The 12944-nt window shown below is 69.3% G+C and carries 11 protein-coding genes; 2 read left to right on the top strand and 9 right to left on the bottom strand.

The window, feature by feature from the left end; translation table 11 throughout:
• The first annotated feature begins 70 nt into the window (after positions 1 to 70).
• On the top strand, positions 71 to 1741 hold the full coding sequence (locus Pla163_RS05980; protein WP_145185058.1) for an ABC1 kinase family protein: 1671 nt from the start codon (positions 71 to 73) through the stop codon (positions 1739 to 1741).
• A 49-nt stretch (positions 1742 to 1790) separates the two neighbouring features.
• Here the strand turns inward: Pla163_RS05980 and ccoS are convergent, their stop codons facing one another.
• The 9 genes from ccoS to Pla163_RS05935 form a co-directional block, all read right to left on the bottom strand.
• Positions 1791 to 1988 (bottom strand): cbb3-type cytochrome oxidase assembly protein CcoS, encoded by a 198-nt coding sequence (gene ccoS / locus Pla163_RS05975; RefSeq protein ID WP_419186368.1) that lies wholly within the window; start codon positions 1986 to 1988, stop codon positions 1791 to 1793.
• A complete protein-coding gene (locus Pla163_RS05970) occupies positions 1985 to 4567 on the bottom strand; it encodes a heavy metal translocating P-type ATPase (protein WP_419186367.1) in 2583 nt (860 codons plus the stop codon). The genes ccoS and Pla163_RS05970 overlap by 4 nt, the downstream gene beginning before the upstream one ends.
• The gene (locus Pla163_RS05965) at positions 4557 to 5396 is read right to left on the bottom strand and encodes a sulfite exporter TauE/SafE family protein (RefSeq protein ID WP_145185049.1); all 840 of its coding nucleotides are present in this window, start codon (positions 5394 to 5396) and stop codon (positions 4557 to 4559) included. Before Pla163_RS05965 ends, Pla163_RS05970 begins: the two co-directional genes overlap by 11 nt.
• Positions 5393 to 5899 carry a FixH family protein gene (locus tag Pla163_RS05960; RefSeq protein ID WP_145185046.1) on the bottom strand — a complete coding sequence of 169 codons (507 nt, stop codon included), beginning with the start codon at positions 5897 to 5899 and terminating at the stop codon, positions 5393 to 5395. The genes Pla163_RS05965 and Pla163_RS05960 overlap by 4 nt, the downstream gene beginning before the upstream one ends.
• Positions 5896 to 7359, bottom strand: coding sequence for a cytochrome c oxidase accessory protein CcoG (ccoG, locus tag Pla163_RS05955; RefSeq protein WP_145185043.1), 1464 nt, complete (start codon positions 7357 to 7359; stop codon positions 5896 to 5898). The genes Pla163_RS05960 and ccoG overlap by 4 nt, the downstream gene beginning before the upstream one ends.
• Positions 7360 to 7399: 40 nt before the next feature.
• Positions 7400 to 7987 (bottom strand): cbb3-type cytochrome c oxidase N-terminal domain-containing protein, encoded by a 588-nt coding sequence (locus Pla163_RS05950; protein ID WP_145185042.1) that lies wholly within the window; start codon positions 7985 to 7987, stop codon positions 7400 to 7402.
• Positions 7988 to 8008: 21 nt separating this feature from the next.
• The gene (locus Pla163_RS05945; RefSeq protein ID WP_419186366.1) at positions 8009 to 8227 is read right to left on the bottom strand and encodes a cbb3-type cytochrome oxidase subunit 3; all 219 of its coding nucleotides are present in this window, start codon (positions 8225 to 8227) and stop codon (positions 8009 to 8011) included.
• The gene (gene ccoN, locus Pla163_RS05940) at positions 8227 to 10530 is read right to left on the bottom strand and encodes a cytochrome-c oxidase, cbb3-type subunit I (protein ID WP_145185039.1); all 2304 of its coding nucleotides are present in this window, start codon (positions 10528 to 10530) and stop codon (positions 8227 to 8229) included. Before ccoN ends, Pla163_RS05945 begins: the two co-directional genes overlap by 1 nt.
• Positions 10531 to 10623: 93 nt before the next feature.
• Positions 10624 to 11103 (bottom strand): RrF2 family transcriptional regulator, encoded by a 480-nt coding sequence (locus tag Pla163_RS05935; protein WP_145185036.1) that lies wholly within the window; start codon positions 11101 to 11103, stop codon positions 10624 to 10626.
• A 292-nt stretch (positions 11104 to 11395) separates the two neighbouring features.
• Between Pla163_RS05935 and Pla163_RS05930 the strand changes: the two genes are divergently transcribed.
• A complete protein-coding gene (locus tag Pla163_RS05930; protein ID WP_145185033.1) occupies positions 11396 to 12943 on the top strand; it encodes a phosphotransferase in 1548 nt (515 codons plus the stop codon).
• Position 12944 lies beyond the last annotated feature (1 nt).

Raw genomic sequence — 12944 nt, 5'->3', positions numbered from 1 at the left:
GGTTCCCGCCCCGCGCATTCTCCCGGCGCGCGGGTCCACAGTCGGAAGGAAGTTCGCGACACTCGCGGCCATGCGCCTCTCCTTCCGCCCCGAACGCATCAAGCGCTACCGCGACTTCGCTGCCCTTCTCCTGCGCCACGGCCGCGCGGACCTCGTCCGTCAGACCGGCCTCGACCGCATCATCGAGGTCAAGGAGACCGCCCACGAGACCTCCGAACGCGCCCGCCGACTGACGGACGACCTGGAGAGCATGGGCGCGACGTTCGTCAAGCTCGGGCAGCTGCTCTCGACGCGCTCGGATCTGCTGCCCCGGACCTACCTCGACGCGCTCGAGCGCCTGCAGAGCGCGGTCGCGCCCGTGACCTACGAGGAGATCGCCGCGATCGTCGAGGAGGAACTCGAACAGCCGATCGATCAGGCGTTCGCGAGCTTCGAACGCGAACCTCTCGCCGCGGCCTCGTTGGGGCAGGTCCACCGCGCGCGACTGAAGGACGGACGCGAGGTCGCGGTGAAGGTCCAGCGACCGGGGATGCGCGAGCTGATCGAAGGCGACCTCGAGATGCTGGGCGACGTGGCCGCGTTCATGGACGCGTACACCGATCTCGGCCGTGTCTACGAGTTCTCGCGCATCGTCGACAGCTTCCGCGACTCGATCACGGCCGAACTCGACTACCGACGCGAGGCCGCGAACCTGCACCGCTTCCGCACGCTCCTCGCGAACTACGAGCACATCGTGGTTCCTGCGCCGGTCGACGACCTCTGCACCCAGCGCGTGGTGACGATGGAGCTCGTCCACGGGCGTCCGACCTCGACGCTGGCCGAGGGCGCGGCCGATGGCGACGACGCGATCGACGGGCCGTTGCTCGCGAAGGAGCTGTTCCGGGCCTACTTGGACCAAGTGCTCGTGCACGGCATGTTCCACGCGGATCCGCACCCGGGCAACGTGCTCGTGACGAGCGACGGCAAGCTGGCGCTGCTCGACTTCGGGATGATCGGCCGCGTGCGCGAGGGCCTGCGACTGCGCCTGCTCGAGCTCCTGATCGCGATCGGGGACGGCAAGGGCGACCACGTCGCTCGCATCGCGCTCGACATCGGCGACACGCGCGACGAGGCGCTGGACGTCGAGCACTTCAAGTCGAAGATCAGCGACCTCGTGGCGCGCGAGCACAACTCGAACCTGGACCAGCTCGACGTAGGCAATCTCGTGCTGGAGATCTGTCGCATCTGCGGCAGCTCTGGCGTTCTCGTCCCCCAGAGCCTCACGCTGCTCGGCAAGGCGCTGCTCAACCTCGATCAGATCGCGCGCCGGCTCGACCCCAAGTTCGATCCTCCCGCCGAGATCCGCAAGCGCGCGAGCCGTTTGATGGCCAAGCAACTGGCACGCTCGGCCTCGCCCTCGGCGGTGCTGCAGGGACTGTTGCAGAGCAAGGAGCTCGTGCAGGAACTGCCCGGGCGAGCGAACAAGATCCTCGAGCTACTCGCGACCAATCGCCTGAAGGTCGGGATCGACGTGATGGACGAGAAGAGCTTCATCGTCGGCCTCCAGCGCATCGCGAACCGAATCGCGACGGCTGTGCTGCTGGGTTCGCTGGTCGTGGGTGCCGCGCTCACGCTGCGGATCGACGCGGAACCCAAGCTGCTCGGTTATCCCGCGATCGCCCTGGTCCTGTTCACCGCGGCCTCGATCGCCGGCAGCACTCTGGTCGTCCGCATCCTGTGGAACGACTTCCGCGACCGCTGACTCGCGACGCTCGAGCGACGACGACGCACGCTCTCGCGCAGGCCGTGCGTCACGGACGCGACCGCGATTCGGCGTCCTCGGTCGCCTTCTCGGTCGCGTCGGGCCGCACCCGATCGTCGTCGTCGAACAGCATCCGCACGGCCGGCGAGTCCATGTCGTCGAACTGGCCCTTGCGCACGCTCCACAGGAACGCGGCCAGGAAGGCCCCCGCCAGCAGCAGCGCGAGCGGGACGACGATGTAGATCACCGACACGTGGTCACCTCGTCCTGCCGCGACGACTCGTCCCCGTTCTCCTTCGTCCGATCCGCTCGCGTCGTCGCGCTCGGCAGCGCCGGCACCGCGTCGTCGAAAGGTTCCGTGCGACCGACGCGGTGCGAACCCAGCGGACGCGAGAGCGACAGGAGCGCGACGGCGAGCACGGTCGCCGAACTGATCGGCATCACGATGGCCGCGACGAGCGCGTCCACGTGCCCCGTGACCGCCAACGTGCCGAGACACAGGTTGTAGGCCAGCGAGAGCCCCAGGTTCAGCCGCACGGTGCGCATCGTGCGTCGCGCGATCGCCACGAGATCGACGAGCGGCTCGAGGCCCGGGCGCGACACGTAGACGTCGGCCGCCGCGAGACTCGCCTCGGCGCCACCGTGCACGGCGACGCCCACGTCCGCCGCGGCCAGTGCAGCGGCGTCGTTGACTCCGTCCCCCACCATCACGACCTGCCCACCACTCGTGCGCAGCTCGCGAACGCGCGCGAGCTTGCCCTCGGGATCGACGGCGCCGCGCGCGTGCTCGAGCGGGACCTCGAGCAGATCCGCCACGCGCCGCACGGGCCCGTCGGCGTCACCGGAGAGGATCTCGAGCCGGTGCCCGGCGGCGCGCAGGTCGTCGAGTGCCGCCAGAGCGCCGGGCCGTGGCGCGTCGAGCAGGGCCGCGAGTGCGCGGACCTTCTCGTCCCGCGCGACCAGGACGACCGTGTGTCCGGTGGACTCGAGCTCGAGCGCGCGAGCAGCGAGGTCCGCGTCTGCTTCGAAGCCGCGCTCGCGTGCCCAACGGGGCGAACCGACGCCGACCGTCCGCCCGTCCACCACGCCGCTGATTCCGCCGTCGTGACGCTCCACGACGTCCGTCGCTTCCGGCACGGGTCCCTGCGCGCAGGCCCGCACGAGCGCGCGCGCCACGGGGTGACTCGAGCGCGCCTCGAGTGCGACCACGATCGACCGCAGCTCGGACGGTCCGCACCAGGCCACGACCTCGGGCCGGCCACCGGTCAGGGTTCCGGTCTTGTCGAGCACGATCGTGCTCGCGTGCGACAGCCGCTCGAGCGCGCCGGCATCCTTCACGAGCAGTCCGCGACGCGCCGCGCGCCCCACCGCCACGGCCAGGGTCAGCGGCGTGGCCAGGCCGAGCGCGCACGGGCAGGCGACGATCAACAGCGCGACCGTCCGCTCCACGGCGGTCGCAAGATCGGCCACGGCCCACCAGTACGCCGTGCAGGCGATGCCGATCGTCGAGAGGACGACCACGAACCAGCCCGCGATGCGATCGGTCAGGCGCACGATCGGCGGTTTGGCCGCCAGTCCGCGCTGGACCACTTCCATGAGCCGACCGATGCGACTGTTCGCGCCCAGGGCCTCGACGCGCACGTGGAGCGGCGCCCCGTCGCTGCGCGTTCCGGCATGGACGCTCGAGCCCACGTCGACCGATACGGGTTCCGACTCGCCGGTCAGGAGCGCCTGATCGATGCGCGCCCGGCCGCTGAGCACGACTCCGTCGGCGGGGACGAGCCCGCCGGACGGCACTTCGACCACGTCGCCCACTTCGAGTTCGTCGACGGCGACCTCGGAGAACTCGGTCTCGTCCCCGCGGCGCGCGCGACAGGCCAACGGCGTCAACGCGCGCGTGAGGTCGACCGCGTCCGCCGCCCAACGCTGCTGCCGCTGCTGGACGTGGCGCCCGACCAGGAGCAGGAACACGAGCACGCACAGCGAGTCGAAGTAGATCTCGCCGCTGCCGCGCACCACGTGGATGGCGCCGACGATCCCGCCCGCGACCAACGCGATCGCGATCGGCAGATCGAGGTTCCCGGTCCGCGTTCGGATCGCCGCCCAGGCTCCGCGCAGGAACGTCCGTCCGGGCCAGGCGAGCGCGACGGCGCCGACGAGCAGACTCGACCAACGGAAGAACTGCTCGTAGGCGCGATCCATCCCGCTCTCTTCTCCGGCGTAGAGCGCGAACGCGAGCAGCATCGCGTTGCCCGCGCAGGCACCGGCGACTCCCAGGCGCACGAGGCGACGGCGATCGGCGCGGTGCTCGATCTCGCGCCGTTCCTCGCCTTGCACCGGGTGCGGCGGGTAGCCGAGCCCGTCCAGCGCGCGGGCGATCGTCGAGAGACTCGCGGCGCCCGGATCGTAGACCAGGCGCACGACCGCGTCGGACAAGCGCAGGCGCGCCTCGACGACGCCCTTGGCCGCGCGCGGCAGGCGTTCGACGAGCCACACGCACGCCGCGCAGTGGACGCCCTCGAGCAGGAACTCGACCTCGCACAGACCGTCCTCGCGCTGCTGCACGTGACGTTCGACGAACGATTCGCGGTCGAAGACGCCGTAGGTGTTCGAGCCGCTCGCGGGCGGCTTGACGTCGGTCCCCGACCCCAGCGTCCGCCGCAGTCCGTAGTAGCCGTCGAGCCCCAACTCGTTCAGGGTCGCGTGGACCGTCCGGCAGCCGTTGCAGCAGAACGACGGCCCGCCGTCCCGATCCACGAGATCCGCGGGAACCGGAAGCTCGCAGTGGGTGCAGCGCACGCTCGGTCGCGCCGACTCAGTCCCCATCGGGCGCACAGCAGGCAGGCGTCGCCGCGGGATCGGGGAGCGACGACGTCTCGGAAGGGCCCTGGGCCGCCGCCGTGTCCTCGACGCGCCGCGCGAGGGCGGTCGCATCGAGTTCGACGCGGCCGACGAGCGTCGCGACCCCCAGGAGGAGGATGGCGGCGCTCGCGACGAGCTGGACGCGCGAACCGAAGGCGCGTCGCAAGTGGTCCGACGAGAAGCCGACCGCGGCCAGGATGGGCACGGTGCCGATCCAGAACGCGCCCATCACGAGCGCACCGGTGAAGGGACCGCCGGTCCCCGCGGCCGTGACGACGAAGGCGTACAGCCAACCGCACGGCAAGAGACCCGAGCAGACCCCCATCGCCAACGCTCGCGTCACCGGTCGATCGGTGCGCGTGGCGCGGCGCACGAGTCCGTTCAGGAACGCCGGTCGCGGCAGACGCTTCCACACGCCGAAGCGCAGGCCCAACTGCCGCGCGAGCTCCACGCCACCGAAGATGACCAGCGTCGCGCCGGCGAGGACGGCGGCGGCCGACGAAAGTCCCGCAAGGACTCCACCGAGATCGAGCAACGCGCCGGCGGCCCCGGCGGCGAGCCCGAGCGCCACGTAGCCCAACAGGCGCCCGCCGTGGTACGCGCTCTGCAGGGCCGCGGCCCGTGCCGGACGTCCCGACGTGCCGTCGAGGTCCGGGCCGCAGCCGCCTGCGTCGCTGCAGCTTCCGGCACGTCGGGAGGACATGGCGATCGCGGCGAAGGCGCCGCACATCCCGGCACAGTGCAGGGACCCGAGCAGGCTGGCGCCGACGACGGCGAGCAGGAGCGTGCTCACGCGTCCGCCCCCCTCGTGTGGACGACCACTTCGCACTCGTGGAAGAAGAGCTCGTCGCTCGCGCGCTCGGCCTCGACCGTCACCTGCCAGGCACCGACGCGACCGACGTCCAGCGTCGCGAAGTAGATGCCGTCCCCGCGCTCCTCGAGCGGCACGGTGCGGACCTCCTTGGTCGCGGCGTGGTGGAACGCGGTGAGCGCACCGACGGCTCCGACGACGGGCCGACCTTCGCGATCGGTCAGAGTGACGACGAGCCGCTCACCGAGGGCGGAGGGAGCGACCTGCGACGCCCAACCCAACTCGCCGCTCGCGGCGCGCCGCGCCTGGGTCGTGTCCCAGTCGACCGCGCGCCGGTAGTAGTCGGGCACGGTGGTGAAGCTGGGATCCTCGACCGCGATCACCACCGCGGCGATCATCGCGGACGTGTGGGTCACCAGCAGCGCGGCGGCGATCCAGGCCCAGCGCGGAAGTCCGCGGCGTCGTCCTTCGTGCTCGTTCGTCATCGTTCGGTCCCCTCCTCGAGGGAGTCTGCTGCGTCCACGCCGTCGACCGCCGAGGTCCGTCCGGGCCCCAGCAGTCGCAACGCGCGTTCGATCACTTCGCCCTGGTCGTCGGTCACCCGCAGGAGCCCGTCGACGGGGCCCAGCGCGAACAACTCGACATCGGCGACGACCCGCACGGGTTCGACCAGCGTGGCGTCGGGCTCCAGGGTGAACCGTTGGCCGCCCTGGAGCACCACCTCGAGGCCTGCGGGTTCGATCACTTCGACGGTGTAGCTGCGACGTTCCTGGGTCCGGTTGACCAGCTTGAGGCGCAGCGAGTTCTCGATCCGACCGTCGGCAGCCGTCACGAACGGCAGGCCGAGGCTGCGCATGAGCGTCAGGTCCGACGACGGCCGGTGCGTGACCTTGAAGCCGAAGACGACGAGCAGGACCGAGATGATGCAGGCGTAGATGACGGGCCGCGGGCGGACCAATCGACCGCCCTCTCCGGCGTCCGCGGCCTCCGAGCTGTAGCGCACGAGTCCGCGCGGGCGCCCGATCTTGTCCATCACGTCGTCGCACGCGTCCATGCACTGTGTGCAGTTGACGCACTCGAGCTGCAGGCCGTCGCGGATGTCGATCCCGGTCGGGCACACGACGACGCACATCTTGCAGTCGATGCAGTCCCCCGTCGCAGCCGCTTCTTCGACGCTCGCGTCGTGTTTGCGCTTGCCGCGCGGTTCGCCCCGCCGGTAGTCGTAGGCGACGATCTTCGACCAGCGATCGAGCAGCACCGATTGGAAGCGCCCGTACGGGCACCCGATGATGCAGAGCTGTTCGCGCCAGAAGGCGAAGTCGATCATCATCGCCACCGTCAGCGCGAGCACGATGACGAACGGCACGGGGTGCGCCAGCGGCGACCCCCAGATCCACTGCCTCACGTTGTCGGTGCCGGCGAAGTACGCCACGAACGTCTGGGCGAGGTGGATGCAGATGACGAGATAGGTCGCGTACATCGCGAGCCGCCGCCAACCGGCCACCGGCTTGGTCGGACGTCCGCCCTTGCCCTTGCGGCCGGTGAAGAGGCGCTCGAGAGGACGGAAGACGAACTCCATGTAGACGGTCTGCGGACACGCCCAGCCGCACCAGACGCGCCCGAAGAGCGCCGTCGCGGCAAAGATGCCCAAGAACGTCAGGAGGAGCAGCAGGGCCAGCAGCACCGTGTCCGTCGGCAGGAAGGTCACGCCGAAGAAGGTGAAGCGACGGGCCGGAAGATCGAAGAGCAGCGCCTGCTCACCACCGACCCGGATCCACGGCAGGAAGCTGTAGAGCGCGAGCAGCACGTAGGCCACGACCCGACGCCGCCGCCAGAACCGACCCGTGGACAGGCGCGGCGTCAGCCATCTGCGACTGCCGTCGGCCTCCAGGGTGGAGAGGACGTGCTCCTGGGGTTGGAGGAGGGATTCGGATCGATCGTTCACGGGTTCGTCGTCGACGCTCGGTGGCGTCGGTCGCTCGGTCTCAGTTCGACGGCCAGGGAGCGATCACTTCGCCCTCGGCGCCCTTGCCGCCCGCGACGTTCGAGCCGCGCAACGAGGCCACGTAGGCCGAGACCAACACGATCTCGTTGTCGAGCAGTCGGTTGCCCCAGGCGGGCATCGCTCCTTGCTTGGCACCGACCCGAATCAGGTTCGGGAGGTCGGCCACCTGCTTGATGTTGATGTAGGAGTCGTCGGTCAGGTTCGGAGCGGAGGTGCTGCCACCTCCGTCGCGACCGTGGCAGGAGACGCAGTTGGTCTGGAACACCGCGCGACCGACGTCGAGCCACTTGCGCTCTTCCGGGTCGTTGACGAAGCCCATGATCGTGGCCTCGTCGGGCTCGAGCTCTCCCAGCGACGCGAACTGCTTCTGGAGCATGTTCGTCACGGACGCCTCGTAGCGCGCGTGCATCCCCAGCGTGTCGGGGTGCATCCACATCAGCGTCTGGTACAGGATGGCGAAGGCGATCGAGCCGACGAACAGCATGCTCCACCAACCGGGGAGCGGGTTGTCGTACTCCTGGATGCCGTCGTACTCGTGCAGGATCTCGTTCTCTTCGGTCGTGCTCATCGGATCAGTGGGGTGCGTCGATCAGGACCGGTTGCGGTCGTCGCGGAGGTGAGGTTCGGTGCGCGGCTCGCGCGGCGCGGCTTCGTCGTCGTCGAGCGGGAGCCCCGCCCAACGGTCGACGGTCCTCTGACGGCGCGAGAGGACCCACACGGTCAGACCGACGAAGACGAGGAAGAAAACGAGCAGGGCGATGACGGCGTTCGTCGAGAAGTCCGCCCCTGCGACCACGTCGCGCAACATCACTCACCTCCCTGGGCTGCGTCACCGGTGGCGACTTCGGCTTCGAGCGTGAGGTCGCGCCCCAATCGCTCGAGGTAGGCGATGACCGCGATCACGCGCTTCTTCGAGAGGTCCACGGGCTTGCCGTCCACGACGAGCGGCGCGCCGTTCTGCTCGAGGAAGGCTGCGGCGAGCGCGTCGGCCTGGGCCTTCGCCGCATCGACACCGCCCTCGATGTCCGCGTCGAGATAGGGCACGCCGAGCACCTGCATGGCGCGCATGCGCAGCGGGATCGACGTGTAGTCGAGGTCGCGTTCGATCAGGTGCCCGTACGAGGGCATGATCGAACCCGGAGTGACGTCCAGCGGGTTCTGGAAGTGCAGCACGTGCCACTGCACCGACTGCTTGCCGCCTTCGCGCGCCAGGTCGGGACCGATGCGGCGGCTCCCCCACTGGAACGGGTGGTCGTAGATCGACTCGCCCGGCTTGCTGTACTCGCCGTAGCGCTTGGTCTCGGCCAGCATCGGTCGGATCTGCTGGCTGTGGCAGTTGTAGCAGCCCTCACCGACGTAGAGGTCGCGGCCGACGAGTTCGAGCGGTGTGTACGGACCGACCGTCGCGATGCGCGGCACGTCGGCGCGAATCGTGAACGTCGGGATGATCTCGAACAGCGAGGCGGCGACCACGGCGAGCGTGGTGAACACCGTGAAGCGCATCGGGAGTCGCTCCCAACGGCGGTGCCACCACAGGGTCGACCAGACGCTCATGCGCTGGGCGTAGTCCGTCACGCCGCTGATCGTGGGCGCCGGAGCGACTTCTTCGCGGAACGAGGACGAGAGCGCGGGCGCTTCGTGCACCTCGATCGCGTACTCCTTCGGCCGCATGCTCCAGGTGCGCAGCAGGTTGTAGATCATGAAGACCGCGCCGACGATGAACATCAGTCCACCCAGAACGCGGATCCAGTAGAAGGGCATGATCCGCTGGGTCGTCTCGACGAAGTCGGGGTACGCCAGTTGGCCTTCCGGGGTCAGCGCGCGCCACATCAGGCCCTGCGTGATGCCAGCCACGTAGATCGAGACGATGTAGAGCAGGATGCCCACCGTCGCGAACCAGAAGTGCATGGTCGCCAGCTTCGTGCTGTAGAGACCGTTCGTCTGGAACAACCGCGGCGCCAGCCAGTAGATCATTCCGAAGGTCATGAAGCCGTTCCAGCCGAGCGCACCCGAGTGGACGTGGGCGATCGTCCAGTCCGTGTAGTGGCTGAGCGAGTTGACGGCCTTGATCGAGAGCAGCGGCCCCTCGAACGTGCTCATCCCGTAGAAGGTGATGGCGACGACGAAGAACTTGAGGACCGGGTCGGTCGTGACCTTGTGCCAGGCGCCGCGCAGGGTCAGCAGGCCGTTGATCATCCCGCCCCAGCTCGGCATCCAGAGCATCAGCGAGAAGACCATGCCGAGCGTCATCGCCCACTCGGGCGTGGCCGTGTAGTGCAGGTGGTGCGGCCCGGCCCAGATGTAGATGAAGACCAGCGACCAGAAGTGGATGATCGACAGCCGGTACGAGAACACCGGCCGGCCCGCCGCCTTGGGCAGGAAGTAGTACATCAGCCCCAGGAAGGGCGTGGTCAGGAAGAAGGCCACCGCGTTGTGGCCGTACCACCACTGCATGAACGCGTCCTGGACCCCGGCGTAGATCGAGTAGCTCTTGAACATCCCGGCCGGCACGACCAGGTTGTTGAAGATGTGCAGGACCGCGACGGTGACGATGGTCGCGATGTAGAACCACAGCGCCACGTACATGTGGCGCTCGCGACGCTTCACCAGCGTCATCATGAAGTTGATGCCGAAGGCGACCCAGACCACCGCGATCGCGATGTCGATGGGCCACTCGAGCTCGGCGTACTCCTTGCTCTGGGAGATGCCCAGCGGGAGCGTGATCGCGGCGGCGACGATGATCGCCTGCCAACCCCAGAAGTGGAAGCGCGACAGCTTGGGCGACCACATCGCCGCCTTGCACAGGCGCGGAGTCGAGTAGTAGATCGCCGCGAAGATGCCGTTGCCGGCGAACGCGAAGATCGCCGCGTTCGTGTGCAGCGGACGCAGGCGGCCGAAGGTCAGGAACTCGAGGCCGAAGCTGAGCTCGGGCCGGACGAGCTGCAACGCGATGAAGAGACCTGCGAGGAACGCGACCAGGCCCCAGGCCATGGTGGCGACCAGGAACAGGCGGACGATCGCGTCGTCGTAGGTGAAGCGCTCGAGCGCGCCAGCAGCCGGGGATCGCTCGTCACCCTGAGCAGTGGCGTCGGTGGTTCGGTCGGGGGTCATTGGATCGCGAAGCGAGTGGGTTCCAGGACCGGTGTGGTCCCAGGGGCCTGGGAGGGGTGTCCAGTGCCCGCGATCCTGCGATGGCCGTTGCTCTCAGTCGCCGCTCTGAACAGAGCGTCCGCCCTTGCGGGCTTCGGAGATCTTCGCCCTCACCTCGCACAACGGCTTCAGGTCGCCGGCGTCGCGAACGACATCGGCCACCGTGGTCGTGCCCAGGCGCTGGCGAACCTCGTCGATGGCGTCGCGCAACACGCGGTGCAGCGGGCACAGGTTCATCCCGTGCGTCTGCAGGTGCAGCGGACAGCGCTCGATCCGAACGATCGGATCCACACAGTCGACGACGTCGAGCAACGTGACCACTTCAGGATCACGGGTCAGCGTGTACCCCCCACCGACCCCGCGCTGGCCCGAAATGAGTCCGGCGCGGATGAGGTGTTGGAAGACCTTGGGGAGGTACGTGGCGGAGACCTTGGTGGCCTCCGAGAGCTGTTGGGTGGTCTGCGGCTCGCCCGGGTTCTGGGCGAGCCAAGTGACGGCACGCAGGGCGTACTCGGCTGTCTGGGAGACGGTCATGGTGCGTGCAGTCTATTCAGGCCCAAGCGGACTCGTATATCCACATTGCCGTAGATCGGGCGTCGATCAAGAAGACCTCCGGGCCTTTTAGCCTTCTTGTCCGTCGCGCATCACAAACCATTACAGAAAAATAGCTTACGAGCCTGCGACCCACTGTCGCACCCCCATCACTGGGAGGAATTCGCCCTGGATTCGGGCTTCAGGTGCGAGGCTGGGCACGCCGGAGCGCCACCGTCGAGCGCTCGGACCCCGCACGAACGGGGCCTCGCTTCCCCTTCTCGACCCTCGCCCCATGCCCCAGGACGCCCCTCAGCCCCCGTTCGAGGAACCCGACCGACCGACGGCTGCGGCCGACGCGGGCGGAGCCGCTGCGACCGACTTCGAGAGCCTCGTGACCGACCTTTCGCGCCCGGCCGCCCACCACGGTCGAGATGTCGGTCGCGATGACGTCGGCGACGTCGAGCGCATCGAGACCCACGTCTCGGTGCTCTTCCTGACCGAACAGCACGTGCTGAAGCTCAAGAAGCCGGTCCATCTGCCCTTCGTCGACCAGAGCACGCTCGCCCTGCGCCGCGCCGGGTGCGAGGCGGAACTGCGCCTCAATCGCCGCACGAGCCCGGACATGTACGTGGGCCTGCGCGCGATCCGGCGTGGTGCGGACGGCCGCGCGTACGTGGACACTGGAGCGCTGCTCGAGTCGTGCGAATCCGGTGCGCGCGACGAGGCCGCGAACGGCGCTGCGAAGCGGAACGATGCACGGGCCGACGCCGCGCCCGACGCCCTGCTCGACGTCGCGGTCGAGATGGTGCGCCTGCCCGCCGACCAGATGCTCGATGCGCGCCTCGCTCGGAACGACGTGACCGAGAAGCACCTGCGCGCTCTGAGCGAACGGCTCGCCGACTTCCACCGCCACGCCGACGGGAGCAGCGCCATCGCCGAGCACGGACGGCCCGACCGCGTGCGCCACAAGCTGCTCGAGAACCTGGACCAACTCGCGCGCGAAGCCCTCCCCCACCCCGACCACGTCGAGCGCGCGCACCTCGACGCCCTGCGCGCCTTCATCGACCAGTGGTGCACGCAGCACACGGACCTGTTGGAACGGCGCTGGCGCGGCGGGTTCGTGCGCGAAGGGCACGGTGACCTGCACGCCGGCAACGTGTGCCTGTGGGGCGAGCGGATCATGATCTACGACTGCGTCGAGTTCGACCTCGACCTGCGCGCGGACGACGTGGCCTGCGACGTGGCCTTCCTGGTCATGGATCTGTGTCATCGCGACCACGCGGAACAGGCGCGGCGCATCACCGAGCTGTACGCGGAAGCGGCCGAGGATGCGGACCTGCCGCGACTCGTGCCGCTCTACGCCGTGCACCGGGCGCTGATCCGCGCCAAGGTCGAGCTGTTCGCGACGCACCAGCTCACGGGCTCGCGCGCGGACGAACACCTGCGGACGGCGCGCCGCTACGTGCAACTCGCTCTGGCCTGGGCGCTCGGCCCCGCCCCGATCGAACTCGACGGGGAAACGGCACAGGACCGCGCGCTGGTGCACGAGCTCGAGCGGGTCGAGCGCGCGCGCGTGCAGTGGTCGGTGGGCGGAGCGAGCTCGAACGCGTCCGATGCCTCGGGGAGCCGAGAAGCGCCGACCGCGTCGCTGTGTGGCACGACCGGCGACGCCGCCGACGATGCCGCGGCGACGTCCGGGCGGCCGTTCCGGCTCGTCGCGGCCGCTCGGGGTGAGGCGCGCGATCGAGAGCCGTTCACGCTCTTCGTGCGAGCCGGGGACGATCCGCTCGACGTGGTCGCCCGCCTGCTGGACGCCCGGATCGACGCGCACCGCACCTGAG

It is taken from the genome of Rohdeia mirabilis, assembly GCA_007750655.1.
GTDB lineage: Bacteria > Planctomycetota > UBA1135 > UBA1135.
Note: the sequence above shows the minus strand (reverse complement) of the source record. Positions and strands in the feature narration are given on the sequence as shown.

What these genes read in the sequence shown, in the direction of transcription:
- Pla163_RS05980 (WP_145185058.1), top strand. Translation starts at nt 71, where the DNA reads ATGCGCCTCTCCTTCCGCCCCGAACGCATCAAGCGCTACCGCGACTTC.
- Pla163_RS05970 (WP_419186367.1), bottom strand. Translation starts at nt 4,567, where the DNA reads ATGGGGACTGAGTCGGCGCGACCGAGCGTGCGCTGCACCCACTGCGAG.
- Pla163_RS05960 (WP_145185046.1), bottom strand. Translation starts at nt 5,899, where the DNA reads ATGACGAACGAGCACGAAGGACGACGCCGCGGACTTCCGCGCTGGGCC.
- Pla163_RS05950 (WP_145185042.1), bottom strand. Translation starts at nt 7,987, where the DNA reads ATGAGCACGACCGAAGAGAACGAGATCCTGCACGAGTACGACGGCATC.
- Pla163_RS05945 (WP_419186366.1), bottom strand. Translation starts at nt 8,227, where the DNA reads ATGTTGCGCGACGTGGTCGCAGGGGCGGACTTCTCGACGAACGCCGTC.
- ccoN (WP_145185039.1), bottom strand. Translation starts at nt 10,530, where the DNA reads ATGACCCCCGACCGAACCACCGACGCCACTGCTCAGGGTGACGAGCGA.
- Pla163_RS05935 (WP_145185036.1), bottom strand. Translation starts at nt 11,103, where the DNA reads ATGACCGTCTCCCAGACAGCCGAGTACGCCCTGCGTGCCGTCACTTGG.
- Pla163_RS05930 (WP_145185033.1), top strand. Translation starts at nt 11,396, where the DNA reads ATGCCCCAGGACGCCCCTCAGCCCCCGTTCGAGGAACCCGACCGACCG.